Source organism: Rhodococcus sp. KBS0724 (assembly GCF_005938745.2).
GTDB lineage: Bacteria > Actinomycetota > Actinomycetes > Mycobacteriales > Mycobacteriaceae > Rhodococcus_F.
The window spans coordinates 2,662,976-2,682,380 of the sequence record NZ_VCBX02000001.1 but is presented as its reverse complement, the minus strand read 5'-3'; the positions used below and the strand labels follow the sequence as shown (position 1 = coordinate 2,682,380).

Annotated in this window: 17 protein-coding genes; 6 read left to right on the top strand and 11 right to left on the bottom strand. The window is 62.5% G+C overall.

Annotated elements, in window-relative coordinates:
• The first annotated feature begins 34 nt into the window (after positions 1–34).
• From FFI94_RS12285 to FFI94_RS12275, 3 genes are read left to right on the top strand one after another with little or no spacing between them, the layout of a single operon-like run.
• Entirely contained in the window at positions 35–862 is an 828-nt protein-coding gene (locus FFI94_RS12285) for a hypothetical protein (protein ID WP_138868111.1), read from the top strand.
• Positions 863–884: 22 nt separating this feature from the next.
• The gene (locus tag FFI94_RS12280; protein ID WP_138868110.1) at positions 885–2,144 is read left to right on the top strand and encodes a sensor histidine kinase; all 1,260 of its coding nucleotides are present in this window, start codon (positions 885–887) and stop codon (positions 2,142–2,144) included.
• Complete coding sequence (locus tag FFI94_RS12275; protein ID WP_260684031.1) at positions 2,141–2,806, top strand: response regulator transcription factor; 666 nt, start codon at positions 2,141–2,143, stop codon at positions 2,804–2,806. The genes FFI94_RS12280 and FFI94_RS12275 overlap by 4 nt, the downstream gene beginning before the upstream one ends.
• 55 nt (positions 2,807–2,861) lie before the next feature.
• Here the strand turns inward: FFI94_RS12275 and FFI94_RS12270 are convergent, their stop codons facing one another.
• The 7 genes from FFI94_RS12270 to FFI94_RS12240 form a co-directional block, all read right to left on the bottom strand.
• The gene (locus FFI94_RS12270; RefSeq protein WP_138868109.1) at positions 2,862–3,797 is read right to left on the bottom strand and encodes an alpha/beta hydrolase; all 936 of its coding nucleotides are present in this window, start codon (positions 3,795–3,797) and stop codon (positions 2,862–2,864) included.
• 44 nt (positions 3,798–3,841) lie between these two features.
• On the bottom strand, positions 3,842–4,921 hold the full coding sequence (locus FFI94_RS12265; RefSeq protein WP_138868108.1) for a dipeptidase: 1,080 nt from the start codon (positions 4,919–4,921) through the stop codon (positions 3,842–3,844).
• A 98-nt stretch (positions 4,922–5,019) separates the two neighbouring features.
• Entirely contained in the window at positions 5,020–6,414 is a 1,395-nt protein-coding gene (locus FFI94_RS12260; RefSeq protein WP_138868107.1) for a serine hydrolase, read from the bottom strand.
• 222 nt (positions 6,415–6,636) lie between these two features.
• The gene (locus FFI94_RS12255) at positions 6,637–7,320 is read right to left on the bottom strand and encodes a type 1 glutamine amidotransferase domain-containing protein (protein ID WP_138868106.1); all 684 of its coding nucleotides are present in this window, start codon (positions 7,318–7,320) and stop codon (positions 6,637–6,639) included.
• 93 nt (positions 7,321–7,413) lie between these two features.
• Entirely contained in the window at positions 7,414–7,896 is a 483-nt protein-coding gene (locus FFI94_RS12250; RefSeq protein ID WP_138868105.1) for a RidA family protein, read from the bottom strand.
• Positions 7,893–9,320, bottom strand: a complete 1,428-nt coding sequence (locus FFI94_RS12245) for an FAD-binding oxidoreductase (RefSeq protein WP_138868104.1) — start codon at positions 9,318–9,320, stop codon at positions 7,893–7,895. Before FFI94_RS12245 ends, FFI94_RS12250 begins: the two co-directional genes overlap by 4 nt.
• A complete protein-coding gene (locus tag FFI94_RS12240) occupies positions 9,317–10,864 on the bottom strand; it encodes an amidohydrolase family protein (protein ID WP_138868103.1) in 1,548 nt (515 codons plus the stop codon). Before FFI94_RS12240 ends, FFI94_RS12245 begins: the two co-directional genes overlap by 4 nt.
• Positions 10,865–11,058: 194 nt before the next feature.
• On the opposite strand from FFI94_RS12240, the gene FFI94_RS12235 reads away from it, so the two are divergent.
• Together FFI94_RS12235 and FFI94_RS12230 are read left to right on the top strand one after the other, a co-directional pair.
• Positions 11,059–11,943 carry a LysR family transcriptional regulator gene (locus tag FFI94_RS12235; protein WP_221937746.1) on the top strand — a complete coding sequence of 295 codons (885 nt, stop codon included), beginning with the start codon at positions 11,059–11,061 and terminating at the stop codon, positions 11,941–11,943.
• A gap of 122 nt (positions 11,944–12,065) precedes the next feature.
• Positions 12,066–12,962 (top strand): serine hydrolase, encoded by an 897-nt coding sequence (locus tag FFI94_RS12230; RefSeq protein ID WP_138868101.1) that lies wholly within the window; start codon positions 12,066–12,068, stop codon positions 12,960–12,962.
• Positions 12,963–13,020: 58 nt separating this feature from the next.
• Here FFI94_RS12230 and FFI94_RS12225 read toward each other — a convergent pair whose 3' ends face one another.
• The 4 genes from FFI94_RS12225 to FFI94_RS12210 all read right to left on the bottom strand — a co-directional run bounded on the left by FFI94_RS12225 (position 13,021) and on the right by FFI94_RS12210 (position 17,727).
• Positions 13,021–14,640 (bottom strand): CdaR family transcriptional regulator, encoded by a 1,620-nt coding sequence (locus FFI94_RS12225; RefSeq protein ID WP_138868100.1) that lies wholly within the window; start codon positions 14,638–14,640, stop codon positions 13,021–13,023.
• Between the two features lie 47 nt (positions 14,641–14,687).
• Positions 14,688–15,629 (bottom strand): GNAT family N-acetyltransferase, encoded by a 942-nt coding sequence (locus FFI94_RS12220; RefSeq protein WP_260684030.1) that lies wholly within the window; start codon positions 15,627–15,629, stop codon positions 14,688–14,690.
• A 2-nt stretch (positions 15,630–15,631) separates the two neighbouring features.
• Positions 15,632–16,726: a M20 family metallopeptidase gene (locus tag FFI94_RS12215; protein WP_138868098.1), complete on the bottom strand. Its 1,095-nt coding sequence runs from the start codon at positions 16,724–16,726 to the stop codon at positions 15,632–15,634.
• Between the two features lie 155 nt (positions 16,727–16,881).
• Entirely contained in the window at positions 16,882–17,727 is an 846-nt protein-coding gene (locus FFI94_RS12210) for a M55 family metallopeptidase (RefSeq protein ID WP_138868097.1), read from the bottom strand.
• Between the two features lie 2 nt (positions 17,728–17,729).
• On the opposite strand from FFI94_RS12210, the gene FFI94_RS12205 reads away from it, so the two are divergent.
• Positions 17,730–19,391, top strand: a complete 1,662-nt coding sequence (locus tag FFI94_RS12205; RefSeq protein ID WP_260684029.1) for an amidohydrolase family protein — start codon at positions 17,730–17,732, stop codon at positions 19,389–19,391.
• The last annotated feature ends 14 nt before the right edge of the window (positions 19,392–19,405 follow it).

Genomic DNA, 19,405 nt, shown 5'->3' with positions numbered 1-19,405 from the left:
GCCGCCACATCCACGCTCGATGGAAGGTATTTCCGTGCATCTCACCGTATCCCCACTGCGATCCGCAGGCCTCTCCGTACATTCCCTCGGCGTTCTTTCCGCCGTTCTCGTCATCGCCCTGTTCGCCGCTCCGACCTTCTTGGCGGGCAACACCTTCGACGAGGAGAGCCTCACCCGCACCCTCGGCGACGGGTTCGCCGAGTACTGGAATCTGGGTAGCGCCGAACTTCCGCCGCAACTGGAGAGCGCGGTCGACTACTGGTCTCGCTTCCACATCGCCAAGGCCGTGATCGCGGCACTGCTGTTGGCCGTGACCGTGCCGCTCGGGATGCGACTGTGGAAGTCCTATTCCCATACAGGCGCTGTCGGAGTCGGTAGGCGCAGCGCCGTTATGGTGTTCGGCGTTTCGGTCACGACGGTCGCGGCATTCTCGGGTTTGGTTCTGATGGCCAATATTCAGGGCGCGCTGGCCCCCTTCTCCTCTCTGCTGTCCTTGCTGCCCATGAGCGGTGCCGAAGGTGACCTCGCAGCGACTCTCTCCGACGTGCGAGCACAACTGGCTGCCGGTCGAACCTCGCCTGTCATCGACATGATGAACAGCGATTTCGGGTGGTACCACGCGGTGATGGCGGTGATCGCGGCCGTGGTAGCTGTCATCTTTCTCTGCTCGAGTGCCCTGCTGCTACGGAAGTATGTTCGTACGGATTCGGCAGATCGGCGGGCCAGGCGAGTGTTGGGTTCGTTCAGCATCCTGTCGGTTCTCCTGATGCTGGCCACCGGTGTCACAGCGTTAGCCAACATGGGTACCGCGGCCGATCCGGGCCCGGCCCTCGTAGGCTTCTTCGACGGTGGACTGCTCTGAGCGTCGCTGAAGGGAGCCTGACATGACCGACCGCGTACTCACCTGGTGGCGTGAGTGGATCTCCGACGCACCGCGAGCTGCAATGTCCGGTCGGCTCCCGTCGGCCTACCTGACGGTGAAGACATTGATCGGTCGCCATCCCACGAGAACCGACGCGGCGCTCGCCCTGGTCATGGGCTTGTGGGCGCTCCCTCAAATGATTTACCACGCCCGGCATTCCGGATCGTCGTTCTTCGGCTATCTGTTGTTGAGCGTACTGCTGGTGGTACCCCTGATCTGGCGTCGACGATTCCCGTTGTCCACGTTCGCTTTTTCTGCCGCAGTCGCGCTGGTTCAGTGGATCGTCGGCCTCGAGTTGGCGGCCGACATCACTCTGTTGGTCTACCTGTATACCGTGGCCAGTCGATACCCGATGCGCGTGGCAGTCCTCGCCGGCGTGGTCATGGAGTTCGGTGTGCTGCTGGCGTCGATTCGATGGCCGCGCGACCTGCATTGGACGGAGATGCTCGTTCTGCTGACCGGGCCGGTGGTGGCAGCCCTACTGTTGGGCGTGTACGTGCGGCACCGACGAAACTCCTTGGACGTGCTGGTCGGACGAGCACAACAGTTGGAACGTGAGCGTGACCAGCAGGCTGTGATCGCTGCGGCCGAGGAGCGGACCCGGATCGCCCGGGAAATGCATGACGTTGTGGCACACAGCCTTCTGGTCATGGTGACTCTCTCGGAGGGAGCCGCGATGAAACAGGCTCGCGAACCGGTGCGGGCCGGCGAAGCGATGCGTCAGGTATCGGCGACAGGCAGGCAGACCTTGACGGAGATTCGACGACTGCTCGGAGTGCTCCGCACCGAAACCGCACCGCAGGAGCGTTCGCCGCAGCCAGGTGTGGCGGAGATCGACTCCCTGCTCGAGCGGGTCCGAAAGACGGGCTTGAATGTCGATGTCACTGTCACAGGCGCTCCCGACGCGTTGCCGCCGAGCGCGGAGTTGGCGGTGTACCGCATCGTGCAGGAAGCGCTGACCAACACACTCAAACATTCCGTGGACGCCAGCAGTGTCCGTATCGGCATCTCTTATGGGACTGACGCGGTGACGGTAGACGTGCGTGACGACGGCGCTGCCACTTCGGGTGTCAGCGCCGAAACCGCCGGTCACGGCGTGATTGGTATGCGGGAGCGAGCTGCAGTTTACGGTGGCACGGTGAATGCCGGTCCGGATTCCGCCGGTGGTTGGCGAATCCACGCCCACCTCCCCGTCACTACTCGAGTAGAGGATGCCCCGTGAGCAGGATCCGTGTGCTGTTGGTTGACGACCAGGCTCTGATTCGCGCCGGGTTTCGCATGATTCTGGAGGAGACCGACGAGATCGACATCGTCGGCGAGGCTCAGGACGGGGTCGAAGCTGTTCGGTTGTCAGCCGAGCTGAACCCGGACGTGATCCTCATGGACATTCGAATGCCCGGCCTCGACGGCATCGAGGCTACGCGGCAGATAATGACCCGCGACGCGTCGGCGCGGGTACTCGTCCTGACTACCTTCGACCTCGACGAGTACGCGTTCTCGGCGTTGCGAGCCGGCGCAAGCGGATTCATTCTCAAGGACGTTATGGTCGACGAGTTGGAGCGGGCAATCCGTTCCGTGGCGAGCGGTGACGCCGTCGTGTCGCCGCGAGCGACGCGGTCACTACTCGACGTCTGCGCTCCTCGCCTGCCGGCGGTGGGAGGCGAGACAGTGTCAGCGGATGCCGCTCTCGGGCAACTCACCCCGCGTGAGCGAGAAGTATTGCTCGCGATGGCAACCGGGCTGTCCAACACCGAGATCGCAGACAGGTTGGTGGTCGCGGAGGTCACCGTCAAGACTCACGTCGGCAACATCCTGACCAAACTCGATTTGCGTAACCGCGTGCACGCGGTGATCTTCGCCTACGGAGTCGGGCTGGTCAGGTAGTGCTGACCAACACCGCTCACCGTGTGCCGTGAATCCACCTCGACTGCCGGTGAACCTAGTCGAGTTCGCCGAGGAACAACGTGACGTGTTCGCCGATCTCCTTCGACTTGGTGTGGTGCAGGTAGTGGTCCCCGTCCAGCAGCACCAACTCACCATGATCGACGGAAGCTGCTTGCCCTTCGTGCAACTCTGTCCAACCCTGGACCTTCGAATTCTGTACGGCAAACAACAGAATCGGAAGATCGGCCGGGAACGTCTTGCCGATCGACGCAGCGAAGTTGGTGGAAAGATGGTCCATCTCGTTGAGATACGTGTCGCTGAAGTTGTTCTTCGCGACCAGACGGCTCATTTCTTCTTTTTCCGCGTCATCGAGGTACGCGTCTGATTCTTCGTTACCCGCGAACTTCGCCAGAACGTCGGAGAGGCCCAATTGCTTTGCCACTCTGAATGCTCCGATCGGAAACTTCGTGTCCATGTTCGGCTGCCCCGGCACACTGCTGTCGATTCCCACGAACGCGGTGACCTCGTCGCGGTACTTCTCGGTGTAGTCCAGCGCATAGATTCCTGCGATGGAGTGCCCCATGAGGATGTACCGATCGATCCCCAGAGACTGCACAGCCGCGTGTATCTCTTCGACGATGTTCTCCGTGGTGCGGTCCTTGTCCGTTGCGTCGCTGTATCCGTAGCCGAAGGGTTCGATCGCAACAACCCGGTAGTCAGGCGCGAGTTCGTCGATCAGCGGTGTGAAATCGAGAATCGGTGCGGAGGTCCCGAACCCGGGAAGGAGCACGATGGTCTGATCTCCGTTCCCCCGAACAGACACGCTCATGTTCTTCCCGTCGACGGATACGAACTGGTTGCCCGCTTCCCCGCTCGGGACGTTGGCCTTGCTGGTACCGGCGTTGAATACAAGCGCAACCGACACAAGTACAACCAGAACTACGGACAGTGAAGCAAGAGCTTTCAGCGCAACAGTTCGGATATTCTTCATTCTCATCCTCATCTTCGTTTTCGTCGGGTACTAGGAGTCGGGTACTAGGAAAGGCTCGATACCGAGGCCGCACTGGTCTGGTCGAGCACACGCAACACGTTGTTGCCCATCAGCTTTGCCAAGTCGTCGGCAGACCAACCGCGCTCAGCGAGACGGTCGATCAACACGGCGAATCCCGACACGTCCTGCATGCCGTCCGGAAAGTCGTCGAATCCATCGTAATCACTGCCCAAGCCGATGTGATCGATCCCGGCAACCAGCCTGGCGTGTTCGACGTGATCAGCAAGATGGTCGACCGTCATCGCCGGCCGATCGCCGACACGCCCGCCCGTGAACCACTCGTTGTATTCGGCCGACAGGAACATGGGGACAAACGCGATCATGATCACGCCGCCGTTGGCAGCGAGCAACCGCATGACGTCGTCGGGAACGTTACGTGGGTGCCCGCACAGCTGCGAGCAGGACGAATGACTGAAGATCACTGGTGCCGACGACGTCTCGACGGCATCGCGCATGGTCTCCACCGAGACGTGCGACAAGTCGACGAGTACGCCGAGCCGGTTCATTTCTCGTACGATCTCCCGGCCGAAGTCGGTGAGACCGCCGTGAACTCGAGAATCCGTCGCGGAGTCCGCCCAGCCGGTGTTGTCGTTGTGAGTGAGTGTCAGGTACCGAAGGCCAAGGCGCGCCATCATTCTCAAGACGCCGAGGGAACTGCCGATGCTGTGGCCACCTTCCGCGCCGATCAGCGACGCGACCTTGCCCTCGCTCCAGATACGCCGCACGTCGTCACCGGTTCGCGCGAATTCGAATGTATCCGGATACTGCTCGATCATCCGGTACACGTAGTCGATCTGTTCGAGGGTGTACTGAACTGCCTCGGGTTCGGTCATGTCGCACGGCGCGTACACCGACCAGAACTGCGCACCGACTCCCCCGCGCCCGAGCTTGTCGATGTCTGTTTGGAAGATGGAATCCTTCTCGAGGTTTTCCACCGAATATCCTGCAGTCTCACGAGCGGCCCAGGCCAGATCGTTGTGACCGTCGATAACCGGGGCAAGACCATACGCATCAAGTGCAGCAGGATGATTCACATTCGGAAAAGGAGCGAGAGGTTTCAGCATGAGTTGTCCTCGAGAAAGTAGTGCGGGCAGGTCGAGGGCCCTCGTCGCCCTCGACCTGCCCGAGATTTCATTCAGCGGAGAGAATCATCTCACCGCAGCTATTCCGAGATCTTCTTGAAAAGCCTTGTCATGTACAAATATTCCTCACCATCGATCGTGAGGTGAGCCATCTCGCCCGAGGCACTCTCGTTGCTGACCGCAAACCTGGAACCGGACAACGGCACGACCTTGGTGGGCGCCGCGGGGGGCTCACCGTCGATCTCCACCTTGGCGAAGTTCTGGACCTGGAATCCGCCTTCTTCGCGGCGCGTGAGTTCGATTCGCACGGTTGTCGATTCATAGGTCCCGAGAATCGGTGACAGATCGATGTCTGCCGCATCCGATTCGGGCTTCGGCTCGGGGAGAACGAGGCCGAACTCCGCAGCGATCTCCTTCTCGATGTCGTGAGCCAGGGCACCGCCGCCACGTGCGTTCGTGACGACGGCCATGGCGAGGCCGAGTTCGGGGAACGTGTGGAATCGGGTGATCTGGCCGATCGTCGCGCCGCCGTGCTGCGCGGATGTCACTCCGCCCCAGTCGGACAGAATCCACCCCAGCCCCCAGGCCTGGTCTACGCTCGACACCGCTGTCAGGTCGAATTGCGGGGTTCGCATGAGGCGTGCGGATTCTTCGGACAGGATGCGCTCGCCCGTCAGAGCCAGGCCGTCACGCATGTGTGCAGCGCCGAAGGTCAGCAGAGAGCTGACGGAGCCGATGATGATGCCCGCCGGTCCGATGCCGCGTGGGAGCAGCCACTGCTTCGTCGGAACAACCGTGTCCGGTGACGTCCGATCGGGGTTTGCCACGTGGCCGACGGCAGTGCGGAACAGCGGGGCATCCTTGGCCTTGGTGATGATGTGGGTCAATCCGAGTGGCTTCCAGAGGTATTCCACCAATGCGTCGTCCCACGTCATCTCACGGAGTACCTCGACGATGCGGCCGGCCACTGCGAAGCCGGCGTTGCTGTAGCTCAGATGGCCGCCGGGCTTGGTCACGCTGATCGCGGTCGCGAGTTCGTCGACGTACTTCTCGACACAGTCGTCGCCGTCGCCGGTGTCGTTGAACAGGTCGCCGTCGATGCCGCTGGTGTGCGTCAGCAACTGGCGGATCGTGATTTCCTTCGTGTTGGACGGGTCTTCGATCGTGAACTCCGGTAGGACCTCCACCACCAGAGTGTCCAGCGTCAGCTTGCCCTCGTCGACGAGCTGCATGATCAGAGTTGTCGTCCAGATCTTGGTCGCGGATCCGTACTGGAACAGCGTGTCGGCATCGACGTCGACGCGTGTGTTCAAGCTGGTCAGCCCGGTAGTGATCACGCGGATATCCGCAGTTCCGTCGCCGCCGAGCGCGATCACACCCACTTGGGCGCCCGGCACCGAGTGCTTCTGCGCCAGTTCGTCGAGGCGTGCCTGCCACTTCGGGGCGACAAGTAGGTCCTTGGGCAATTCGGTCACTGGTCGAACTCCTTCGATCGTGAAGTCAATGGCGTGGATGCGATCCACTTTGTGGCGCAGGACGTCTCACAAAATCTGTCCGGAAAAACCATCAGTCCATGATCTCAGCCTCGTTGCAGTCACGTCCTGGTCGATTGCACCGAACTTGCACCCGAAAATGGTGCGATTCGACGAGCCCGACCTCAGGAAAGCGACACTCGAACGATTGTGGAATACAAGAGGTTACAGAAGGCCTGCAACTTTGTGAGCCGTCTCTTTTGCTGATCCCGGATTCTGGCCCGTGACGAGGTTACCGTCGATGACGGCGTAGGAAACGAAGGGCAATCGGGCCTTCTCGTACAGTGCGCCACGCTTCTTCATTTCTTCTTCGGCGTTATAGGGGACGAGCTTGTCGACCCGGGCGAGGACTTCCTCGAGCCATGCAAATCCGGTGACACGTCGTCCGGCTACGAGGTACGTGCCGTCGGAGAGGGTGGTGTTGAGGAGTCCGCAGTAGCCGTGACATACAGAGGCGACGATTCCTCCGCGCTCGAAGATTTCTCGGGTGACGCGCTGCAGGCCGTCGCTGTCGGGGAAGTCGTACATCACGGCGTGACCGCCGGTGAAGAAGATGGCGTCGTAGTGCGCCGAGTCGATCTGATCCGGGCTGGCGGTGGTCTCGAGGAGAGCCATTCGCGCCGGGTCCGCTCGCCAGGCTTTTGCGGTCTTGTCGTAGTTGGGAAATTTCAGAGATCGCGGCTCCAAGGGCACTTCCCCACCGCGAGGGCTGACGAGTGTCTGCTCGAAGCCGTGGTCTTCGAAAACCTGCCAGGCGTGGGTGAGTTCGGAGAGCCACAATCCGGTCTCGTGTGACGGATCATCGTAGTGTCCGACATTGGTGACCACGTTCAGGATTCGCTTCGTCATCGGAGATCCCCCTCTTGTTGCACGCTCACTCGGAGATTACGCCACCTTCCTACAATCTCGTCGCTACGCACCAGCGGGTGCTCGTGCATGCAGCTACGAGAGTCCGTCGACGTCGATTTCGAAGACGAATTCGACCTCGACGGCGCAACCACGGGGCAGTTCGGCCAGCCCGACCGCGGAGCGTGCGTGCCGACCGGCCTCACCGAAAACTTCGTTGAGCAGGTCAGAGGCGCCGTTGATGACCTGCGGTTGCAGGGTGAACCCACGACCGGACGCGACAAAGCCGACGATCTTGACTACCCGGACGACGCGATCGAGGCCGACGAGCATGTCGACCGCGGCAAGCCCGTTGAGTGCGCACAACCGCGCAGCCGCGACGGCGTCGTCGACCGAAACGTCCTCGCCCACCTTGCCGGTACAGGTGCTGACGCCGCCTACCAGTGGCAACTGCCCTGACGTATAAACCAGGGTCCCGCTGCGCACAGCCGGCACGTAGGCGCCGGCCGGTGTCGCAACCGGTGGCAGTGTCAGGCGGAGATCCCGCATGCGGTCGGTCCAGGTCGTTGTGCCAGTCATCGGGCAACCTCTCGTTCGAGCTGTATCGCTGAATTACCCTCGGAGTCAGATGATCCCGAGAGGATGTGCGGGTTGAGCAGGCCTGCCGGATCCAGCGCGGTGCGGATCGAGGCCATGAGGTCGAGGTCCACGTCGCTTCGCCCGAGTGTGATCCAGGGAGCCTTCGCGCGGCCCACTCCGTGTTCGGCACTGATGCTGCCGTCGTGTCGGGTAACCAAGCGAAGCACGAAGTCGGTAACGGCATCTCGTTGGTGGTCCGCTACGTCGAGCAGATTGACATGGATGTTGCCATCGGCGATGTGCCCGAAACAAATCGGGTAGACACTGGGAAAAGAGACGGCAAGCCCTGCGGTCAAGGTCCCGAGGAAGGGTTCGATTTCTCGCAGCGGGGTCGAAATATCCAATTTCACTGGTGGGGTGGATGATTCGGCACTGACCGATTCGGTGTGATTCTCACGGTACTGCCAGAGCTTTGTTGCCGGCCCAGTCTCGACGACGGCGTCGCGCACCATGCCGTCGGCTTCGGCGAGCACGCCGAGCAGGAGCGACTGCGCCCCCGCCGATCCGGACACCTCGACGAGGACGTAGAACGGCGCATCCGCGTCGAGCGGCGGCCGCAACTGCCGATGCTTCCGGACGAGACCGATACCTGCGCGAGTCATCAACTCGGCAGCTTCGAGAGTGAGTCCCGCGCGCTCGAGCCTGTGGATCAGCTCCAGACCGGCCCCTACCGAGTCGACCCCGATCATCACGACCTGAGTCGCAGCGGCCGGAACTACCAGACGCATCAGGACACGGGTGACAACAGCGAGCGTGCCCTCGGCGCCGGTCAGCAGACCCGGCAGATCATAGCCGACATTGTCCTTGGTCAAGGCCTTCCATCTGGTGAGCACCCGGCCGTCGGAGAGAACCGCTTCGACGCCGAGAAGCCGTGATCGAGTGTTGCCGTACTTGATCATTCGCACCCCGCCCGCGTTGGTGGAGACAATCCCACCGAGCGTCGCGGTATCACGCGAGGCCAGATCGACACCGAGATCCAACCCGTGTTCGCGGACGGCCTGCTGCGCCCGCGCGACGGTGACGCCTGCGCCGGCGGCCAGCGTACGACCGACCTCGTCGATTTCCTCGATCGCAGCGAGACGGGTCGTGCTGAGCACCACCTCACCTCGCATCGGAACCGACCCACCGACAAGCCCGGTGTTGCCGCCCTGCGGCACCACGGCAACGCCGGCGCGGTGACAACAGGCGAGTACCGCCGAGACCTGCCCGGTATCAGCGGGCCTGACCACCGCGGCGGTGGCGCCGTGCCAGTGCCCTGTCCAGTCGGTGACATAGCCCGCGACCGTGTCGCGATCTGTCAAGACGTGGGCCGATCCGACGATGCGAGCGAGTTCGTCGACGAGCGTCGTAGTCGATGTGCTCACGCTGTGTTCCTCTCCAGGAGACGCCCGCCGCGGCGGCCGGTGAAGTCTCCGCCGATCACAGTGGGTATTCCGTTCACGAACACGCCGCGTACACCGCGGGCGAGCTGCCAGGGTGCATCGAAGGTCGAAGTGTCCTCGATTGTGTCGGGGTCGAGGACCACCACGTCCGCGGCCGCGGAAGGCGCGAGAATACCGCGGTCGGTCACACCGATTCGAGATGCCGGTAGCGAGGTCATTTTCCGGACAGCGTCCTCGAACGTCAGAGTGCGCTCGTCGCGGACATACCGGCCGAGCACTCGGGCGAAGGTACCGAAGCTGCGTGGATGCGGGCGACCGGGACCGTCCGGGGCGAGCATCGCGCCATCGCTGGCGACGGATACCTGCGGATGCGTCAGCACCGACCGCATGTCGTCCTCACTCATCGCGTGATTCACGATGCTCACCGAACCCTGATGTGCAGCAAGTACATCAAGGGCCGCGTCGGCGGCGTCGGTGCCCCGGTCCGCGCCGATCTCGGAGAGTGAGTGCCCGATGTAACGGTGGAACTCGCCGCCGGACAGAGCCGCGATCACGACGCCGGCCGGGTCGATATCCCGGCCGAATCTCGACCTCAACTCGTCTGCGATACGTATCCGGGTCTCCGGGTCCGCAAGCCGTTCCAGCAGCGCCGAGACGCCACCGTCGACTGCCCATCTCGCCAGCCTCGAGGACAGTTCCGTGCTCGACGCGGTGTACGGGTACACATCTGCGGTGACGTCCACTCCGCGTATCCGGGCTTGATCGATCAGTTCCAGAGCGCGGTGGACTGACCCCCAGTTCTCCGGTCCCATTGCCTTCAGATGCGAAATCTGCAAGCGGGCGCCGACTCGCTCCGCGGTCTCGATGGCTTCCTCGACTGCAGCCGCCAATTCAGACGTTTCGTTGCGCATGTGCGTCGAGTACAACAATCCCGCGGTCGCGGCGACTGCCACCAGAGTGCGCAATTCGTCGGACTCGGCAAAAAGGCCGGGGATATAGATGAGGCCGGTCGAGAAGCCGACGACGCCGGGCGCGCTCGCAGATTCGGAAATGATCGCGCACATCTGCTCGAGTTCGGCCGCCGTCGGAGGCCGATCCTCGTCACCGATCACCGCAACCCGCAGCGTGTTGTGCCCTAGCTGCAAGCCCACGTTGACAGCTGGGCGTGCGGCGGTGACCGCGGCACCGAACCCGCGGGCGTCGGACCACGCAGCCTCTGCCTGCCCGGCGGCGGGCACCGGGAACGGCGACAGCCCGCAATTTCCGGTCACGAGCGTCGTGACGCCCTGTGCCAGTTGAGTTTCGGCGCCGGGGTGGCCGAGAAGAGTGAAGTCGGCGTGCGAGTGCAGGTCGATGAAGCCGGGAGTCACAATGCACCCGGTCGCGTCGATGGTCTCGGCGGCGGAGAACGGACCCGGACCGATCGCCGCGATCCGATCTCCCACGATGGCCACATCCGCCGTTCGTCGTGGTGATCCGGTTCCGTCGATGACCGTTCCCCCGGTAATCGTGAAGTCGTAGTCCATGCTGTTTCCTAACGTGATTCGATGACCGTGATCAGCAGGTACACGTGGGAGTCTTCTGCCAGGTGGGGTCCGCGAGGGATTCGACCCATCCAATTTCGACAGCGGGCCGATCAGCACCGAGCATGCCTCAGCGCACACACGAAAGTCCAAGTCACATTCCCGCTTATTCGATCACCTTCACTTATAGTTACAGCGTGAACCTGCAACGGGCGCGATATCTGGTGGCAATCGCCGACCACCTGAACTTCACACGCGCGGCCGCTGAGCTCCATGTTGCACAATCTGCGCTGAGCCAGCAGATCAAAGTGCTCGAACGCGAGATCGGCGTAGTGCTATTCGATCGACGAGGGCCCAGAATCAGCTTGACCGATCCCGGAATCGTCGCGGTTCGCGAAGCCAAATTCCTACTCGAATCAGCTGACCGAGCCGTAGAACGGATCCGAGCCGCCGCGCTCGGGTCCGAGGGCGAACTGCGCATCGCCCACACACGGTCCTGGGCAGGCGGTGCAGTTGCACTGGCAGTCAACCAATTTCGCGCCAAGTACCCCAGGGTCGCGATCACCGAGCACCGCGGCTACACCACCCGGAACACGGCGCTTGCCACCGATGGCGCCGTGGACATCGCGGTGGTGAGGCCGCCGGTCGACCAGTCGCAGCTGACGGTTCGGATTCTCGATCGTGAGCGACTCCTACTCGCGGTACCGTCCGGGCATCCGTTCTCCGCACTCGATGCAGTCGACCTGGCACAACTGGCCGACGAGCGGGTGGTGTTCTGGCCCCGGGCGAACGGTCCCGGCATGTACGACGCTATCGTCGAGATGTTCTGGCCCACACGGGGTCCGGATGTGGTCCGCCGCGAGGCCGATGACGAGCAGGTACTGCACGCGGTAGCGGCCGGTGTCGGAGTAGCGCCAATGCCCGCTGGACGCGCCGCAACCTACCGGGTTCCCGGAGTTCACATGTGCGAGATCGAGGGTCCGCCAATGTATCTGACGGTCGGTCTCGCATTCCGAGAAGACAATCCGAACCTCGCGCTCCGGCTTTTTCTCGAAGTAGTCGAGGACCTTTTCAGTCCGTAGATCAGCACTTCGGTCCGTAGATCACCACTGAACTCAGCGCCAAGCTTCGTTGATTCGTACAAGACCGGACTTCGCGAGCTCACTATCCTCAAATCTACGGACACCGACGAAAGGCCCCTCGAATGACCGACACTGCCACCCACGTTGACAGCGCACAGCAGGAGATCACTGCTGTTCTGGCCGAAGCGAAGACCGATGCGTTCGTGCACGCACGTGACATCGATTCCGGCGAGGAGTTCGGCTACGGCGCTGACGACGGTGTCATCCTCGCCTCCGTTTTCAAGATTCCCGTTGTCCTCGAATACGCCCGCGCGGTAGCGGCCGGCACCCTTGATCCGACCGAGCACGCCACGGTGACCGCCGAGTTCCGCTCGGGTGGCATCGGTGTCGGCGGCTGTGCCGATGACGTCACCGCCAGCTGGCGAGACCTCGCTCTGCTCATGATGAGCTTCAGCGACAACGCCGCCACCGACTTCATCTACCACCGACTCGGACTCGACAACATCGTTTCGACGCTGCGCGGTCTGGGTCTGGAGAAGACCAACCTGGTCCGCGACTGCCGCGGCTTGTTCAAGACGGTCTACGAAGATCTCGGGGTCGACGCAGGTACCTTGCTCGAATACCCCGAGATCGAAATTCTTCGAACGATTTCCGTCATGGATCCGGCCCGCACCAATTCGAGCACTCCTCGTGAGATCACCGCGTTGCTGGCTGCAATCTGGCGCGACGAAGCCGGACCGGCATCGGCCTGCGACGAGGTCCGAACGATCATGAGCAAGCAGGTCTGGCCGCACCGCCTTTCTTCCGGTTTCCCCGACGAGGTCACTGTCGCCGCCAAGACCGGCACCCTGGGACTGGTACGAAACGAAGCCGGTGTCGTGTCGTACCCGGACGGCAAGCGTTACGCCGTCGGCGTCTTCACCAAGTCGCACGAACTCACCAAACGGGCACCGAAAATCGACGCCTCGATCGGAACTGTCGGCCGTATCGCCGTCGAAGCACTCCGTAACAACAGCTGATGCAAAGAATGCGGGTCGCGCTGAGAATTCAACGCGACCCGCATTTTTCGGCTGAAAACTAGCGCGGTCCGCGCAGACGAAGATGCACCATCAACCGGAAGCGAACGTCCGGATCATCGAGATCCAGCGCAGCCATACCCTTCAGCTTGCTGAGTCGATACCGAAAAGTGTTGGGATGCACGTGCAATGACGCCGCAGCGTCACCGACGTCACCGAATGCGTTGAGCCACGCGTCGAGGGTGTCGACGAACGAGGTCGCGTGCGCGGCGTCGTGACTGGCGATCGCCTCGATGGGTCCGAGGTCCGAGAATCCTTCGGCTGCGGCCTCCGACGCGATCTCCAACAGAATGGCGTCAACGTGGACGCTGCTGAAAGTAGCAACGCTGCCCGACGCTCGTCCTGCCAACAACACTTCGAGGGCGTGTTCGGCGTCGCGCTTCGATCGGCTCAACTGGGCCGGCCTGGTCACCACGCGGCCGATCCCGATGATCGTGTCGCCGGACGCTCCCGTGCGGTCCAGGAAATCCGAGGCCACGCGGAACGCCTGTAGCTCGGCTTCTGCGGGGGAATGTCCGCGTACCGACAGCACCGCGTAGCCGGTTCCGTTGACGAGGGCAGCCGCCGACTGCGAGTGGACGGCACCGAGGTGCATGGCCAGAGCGTCGGTCAGCCGCACAACCTGGGCGGCGTCATCCGGTTTCGAGGATACTTCGAAAGACCTTCGGCCCAAGGCCATTACGAGTGCGGGACCGTTCCCGAGGCCGAGACGATTCATCGCGTCGACCGCACCGGACCCGCCGTCGAGTAGTGTCGCGATCAGGTCTGCGCGCAGTCGCCGCTCGGCGTCGGCGCCGCCGCGTAGCCGCAACATCTGCAACGCGATCAACCCTGTCGAATCGAGCAACGCGCGCGTTCGGTCTTCCGACAGCGGTGCGGTGAGTGCCACCCACATGGAACCGAGGAACTCGTCGCCGGCCCGAATGGACACTGCGATACGTCCCATCTTGGTACCGAGGGTCTCCGCCGGCACCCACACCGGTTCGTCGCTGCGATAGAGCCGGTCGAATACCCCCGCCTCTTCGAGTACTCGAATGTACTGATCAGGGACCTGCCGCTCCAGCACGGTCGCGATACGCGGACCGTCACCTTCCTCCTGACGACCGGAGAACGCAATGACCCGTGAGCTTCTGTCCTCGATCGTGATCGGCGCGTCCAGGAGTGCGCTGACGGCGTTGGCGAACGAAAACAGATCCCCCGCCGGGCCGCCGCCACGAGAATGTATGTGGCCGACTTCGTTGCGCGCTGCCAACACCGAATGGAGCAGGCTTGTCAGCTGAACCCACGAGACTCCCCTGGCCAGCGCCAGCACGACCGCTCCCGAGGATTCGATGGCCTCCCGGTCCACAGTGCTCAGGTCAGTGCCGACACGCGCGACCACCACCTTGACACCACGCTCGGCAAGATCGACGACGAATTCCGCGATACGTTCACCGCCGCTGATCCCGACGAGCAATACCATCGAGTCTGATGTCGACGGCGATTCGTCGTCGGGATCGTGAATGACTACCGACGAAACCTCGTCCATCGACTGAGGATCACCGACAACCGGGTTCAGCACCGTTGTTCCCACGTCTTCGAGAAGCCGCACCAAACTGATGCGAGGTCGCACGGTGCCCACGTCAATCACTCCTTCGTCCGCTGAAGGAAGTGTGTCATAGTGATTTTTCACAGCCGCTCCATCCCGACGCAACCGCTGGCGCATTCTGCTCCCGGCGCACGATCGAGGACGTACTTCCCGGTCCGGGTGACGGCGACAACCACCCCGTTCTCGGCGAGCACGCCACCGAGAGCCTCGCGAACTGCCAGTCGCCAATCGTTCGCCGCTGCCGGGTCTGACTTACGCAGTGCATAAACGTCATTCGGCGTGGCCACGGTGACAAATCGATTCTCGGTCGGCGTCAGCAAGGGCAGACCGGCAGCCGAGACGGACAGCAGTTCACTCGCCCCCAAGGACTCGGGAGTCGGGATCTTGCCCACGCCGGAGACCACATCGGAAACCTTGCTACTGCCGATTGCCCAGTCGATCAGCAACCTGTCGCTGTCTGCGCCTCCATTGAGACTGTCGTTCATCGGCGCGTAGAAGCGCGGCAGATACTCGATCGGGAAGGCGCCGAGTTTCGAGACGTTGAAGTAGGCGTTGCGCGCAACGAGGGGATCGAAAGTCCACCGCACGTGAAGAATTCCCCGTTCCAGCGCCCACGCCCGCTGGAACAGTTTCAGTGCCAGGCCGATGTGGCCGTTCTGGACGGTCGGTAGGATTCCCGTGATGTGAGAGTGCAACGAACGGTGCTGCGGTTCCTCGAAGAATGCGACCGACCCACCGATCAGGTCTCCGCCACGAAAAGCGCCGGCCACGTAATTACCGGAGTGAGAAAGCGCCTTCATCATGTCCCGGTGCACGGGCGGATTTCCGTTCTCCGGCTGCCATACCTTCTCGAACAGGCCGAATACCTGTTCCAACTCGGCATGACCGGTGACGGTGTCGACAGTGACGCCCGCAAGGAGAGCGGCGTGCTCAGCTTGGCTGATCGCGTGCCGCATCCGCGAAGGCACAACACCTCCGGCTAGTCGAACGCTCTGGCGCTGGACATTGTTCGGCGATGTCATCGTCACAGTCCTCCCTCCAGGACGCGGGCCACCACACCGGCCAACAACGTGGCGCGCGGGATCATCTGATCTATCTCCACGTGTTCGGTAACTGCGTGGGCGCCACCTCCGACAGCACCGAGGCCGTCCAACGTGGGGGTTCCGACGGCAGCGGTGAAGTTTCCGTCCGAGGCACCGCCGACCGCGCAGTCGCGCAGCATCCCCAGCCCGCTCTCGCTACTGATCTGATGGGCGAGAAAGTACAGCTTTTCCGACGACACGGCCTCGAGTGGGCCGCGGTTGGGTCCTCCGGTCACCGAAATTCGGCTTCCGGCCAGTACCGGTGCCAACTCGCGGATCGAACGATCGATGCGCTCCTGTTCCTTCACGGACCACATCCGAACGTCACACCACAGTTGCGACTGCGCTGCAACGGTATTGGTTGTGGTGCCGCCGCTGATCACTGTGGGAACCACCGACGTTCCCGCCGCCGGATCCGCGAGTGCTGCCACAGCCAGAATCTGATGCGCGAGTTCCACGACAGCGTTGACACCCCGCTCCGGTTCCAGACCGGCGTGCGCCGCGCGTCCCTCGATATCAAGGCAGTACAGCGACATGCCCTTCCTGGCGGTCTTCACCGCACCATCGGCAGCGGCTTCGAGAACCAGCACCGCGTCGACCTGACGCGCTTGCTCCTCGATCAGTGCGCGCGAGGTCGGCGAGCCGATCTCTTCGTCGGAGTTGAGGAGCACGACTACCCCGTCGAGCGACGGGAGAGATGCAAGCGCATGAAAGAGCTGGACGATGCCGGCCTTCATGTCGAAGACTCCGGGTCCGGTGGCGATGCTGCCGGTGACCGACCAGGGTAATTCTGCGAGTGTTCCGAGCGGCCAGACTGTATCGAAATGACCCAGAAGCATGACCTTCGGCTCGCCGCCGAACGACCACCGCAAGTGTTGCCGTCCGTCGATACGAATGCGTTCCGGCGCACCTCCGAGATGGCGTTCCCCGATCTCGGCCACCACGTCCGCACAGGCGTCGACCGCTGCGAGATCCGAGCTCGGTGACTCGGCGTTCACCAACGCGGCCAAGTCCGCCACCATTGTCTTCTTGTCCACTCTCAGGTACTCCTGTCACTGCCATCGACTACTACCGTCAAGCCTGGCTGAACTGACCCCTGCAGATCTTGTGCAGGACTACTGTCCTTCCGACTCGAATTCGTCGTACGTCACCAAATTCGCAGGTTCGCCGCATTCCCAGGTTCGCCACGGTCTCAGGTACGACTGGCAACCGTCACGATCGTCTGGACCCCGACCGATGCCAATCGTGAGTTGACCGTGATCAAACCGAGTATGTCGTCGACACTGCCCAGTGTGTGCGCGATGGTGCGGTCCGCGATCCTCCTCGAACCTGGTACAGCCTCCGCGAGTTCGGCAGCGGTAGTCGTGGGGTGAACGATCTCGAGCGTCCATTCATCCCGGAGCGCAACGGGTTTCAGCGTGTCGGCCTTGCGTACCGCACGTTCCGCCCCTGCCCGGATGTGCTCGCACGCGAGGGACGGGGGCAGCGAGTTCGTGGCCGACCAACCATGCGCCTTCTTCACCTCCACCGTCTCCGTCGTCGGCGAAGCTGCGTCCACCAGCCCACAGATGATGTCGTCGCCGGTCACCAGACCTACCGGAACACCTTGCGTCGCTGCATACAGAGTGTTGACATCGGTCTCGGACACCGACTTACCGTCGAGTCGAACGTCAGCGAACAAACTCGAGAAGGTGTGAGCCAGAACGCCGGGCCCACCCGCAGGCGCGTGATAGCCCACAAAAAGTGCAATGTCGTGATCCGACGTCAAACCCTCGGCCATGCACTGCAACTTCGGAGAACCGAAAATCACCCGAGCCCGAGGATCCAGATCAGCATGAATCAGGTTGTCCATCGTTCCATGGCTGTCGTTGACCAGGACGCTTGTCGCGCCGGCGTCGAACGCGCCGGCAATTGCAGCATTGGCCTCGGCGGTCATGAGCGCCTGTGCCCGCGAATATCCGCTACCACCGCGAACCGTCTGATCGAGCGTCGCGATACCCGCGATACCCTCCATGTCCACCGAAATATAGACGTGCATTCGTGCCCTCCATCAAATCCGAATCAGCCGTGTTGGTCGATCCCCCTCACCTTCACACTCGTGCGCGTCAGAATCTTGTTCTGTCGAACGGTGAGCACGCCTCCATTTGGGACGTTCACACCAGAATCCGCAGCGGCGCCCGTGAAACCATCGGGACACTAGCGACCGACGACAGGAGTGCAACGCTTATGCAGGTCCACGACATCGTGTTCACCGGCGGCCGCGTGGTCGATCCGGCAACGGGTATCGACGAGGTCCGCAGCATCGCGATCACCGACGGCACGGTTTCCGCATGGGGCCACGACACGATCGAAGCCCTCCAGACGATCGATGTGACGGGTCAGGTGATCTGCCCCGGATTCATCGACATGCATAGCCACGGACAGGAAATCGCCGAACAACGACTGCAGGCGATGGACGGCGTCACTACGGCCCTCGAACTGGAGGCCGGCGTCATACCCGTCGCGAAGGCGTACGCGCGAGCAGCGTCCGAAGGACGCCCGATCAACTACGGTTACGCAACATCGTGGGCACACGCCCGCATGATCGAGCTCGCCGGCGCCGATCCCGACGGTGATATCAGAACACTTCTGCATCACCTCGGTGCACCGAGCTGGCAGGGCGAGCCGACGCTGTCCCAGCGCTCACACATTCTCGAGCTCCTCGAAAATGATCTTGCCGCAGGAGCTCTCGGTATCGGTGTCGTGGTCGGCTACGCTCCGAAATCCGATCCTACCGAGTACCTGCAGGTCGCGGCACTCGCCGCCCGAGCGGGTGTGCCTACCTATACCCATGCACGCCCGCTCATTTCGATGGATCCGTCGAGCCCGGTGGATGGCGCCGCCGAAATCGCCCGTGCTGCAGCCGAAACCGGCGCACATATGCACTACTGCCACGTCAACAGCACCTCGGGTGCGCACGTCGACCATGCGCTGTCGGTGGTGGCGCAGGTCCAGGCGGCCGGATCGCGCGTCACGACGGAGGCGTATCCGTACGGTTCCGGGTCGACTGCCGTCGGAGCTGCGTTTCTCGATCCAGACAAGCTGCACCTGATGAATCTGACACCACGATCGCTGACATTCGTGCCCACCGGTGAACGTATCGCGGACCGCAAGCAGCTGGAGCATTTGCGTGCCACCGACCCCGGCGCTTTGGTTCTCGTCGAGTTCCTCGACGAGAACGAGGATCCCACACGCGAGATCCTGGAACGGGCAATGACTTTCGATCGATCTGCAATAGCCAGCGACGCCATGCCACTGACCTGGCCGAGGCGCACTCCGGCCGATGCACTGCGGTGGCCGCTGCCCCCGACTGCGCTCGGCCATCCGCGCGGCGCGGGTACCTACGCACGTGCAATCCGCACGCTGTACCGCGAGCGCCGACTACTGTCGCTGTCGGAAACCATCGCGCGTTGCTCACTGATCCCCGCACAAATTCTGGAGGAGTCAGTTCCCGCAATGTCGTCCAAGGGCCGCATCAGCCCAGGCAATGACGCCGACATCGTCATTTTCGACCCCGCTAGAATTACCGACAACGCCACCTACGTCGACGGTACGAGGCCTTCCAGTGGAATCAGCCGGGTACTGGTCGGAGGAATACCCGTCGTAGATGGAGGCATCCTTGTCGAGGATGCACTGCCGGGTCGACCAATTCGCCGCTCGTGACCGGAAAAGAAGGT

What these genes read in the sequence shown, in the direction of transcription:
- FFI94_RS12220 (WP_260684030.1), bottom strand. Translation starts at nt 15,629, where the DNA reads ATGACATCGCCGAACAATGTCCAGCGCCAGAGCGTTCGACTAGCCGGA.
- FFI94_RS12270 (WP_138868109.1), bottom strand. Translation starts at nt 3,797, where the DNA reads ATGAAGAATATCCGAACTGTTGCGCTGAAAGCTCTTGCTTCACTGTCC.
- FFI94_RS12265 (WP_138868108.1), bottom strand. Translation starts at nt 4,921, where the DNA reads ATGCTGAAACCTCTCGCTCCTTTTCCGAATGTGAATCATCCTGCTGCA.
- FFI94_RS12250 (WP_138868105.1), bottom strand. Translation starts at nt 7,896, where the DNA reads ATGACTGGCACAACGACCTGGACCGACCGCATGCGGGATCTCCGCCTG.
- FFI94_RS12230 (WP_138868101.1), top strand. Translation starts at nt 12,066, where the DNA reads ATGACCGACACTGCCACCCACGTTGACAGCGCACAGCAGGAGATCACT.
- FFI94_RS12210 (WP_138868097.1), bottom strand. Translation starts at nt 17,727, where the DNA reads ATGCACGTCTATATTTCGGTGGACATGGAGGGTATCGCGGGTATCGCG.
- FFI94_RS12255 (WP_138868106.1), bottom strand. Translation starts at nt 7,320, where the DNA reads ATGACGAAGCGAATCCTGAACGTGGTCACCAATGTCGGACACTACGAT.
- FFI94_RS12280 (WP_138868110.1), top strand. Translation starts at nt 885, where the DNA reads ATGACCGACCGCGTACTCACCTGGTGGCGTGAGTGGATCTCCGACGCA.
- FFI94_RS12240 (WP_138868103.1), bottom strand. Translation starts at nt 10,864, where the DNA reads ATGGACTACGACTTCACGATTACCGGGGGAACGGTCATCGACGGAACC.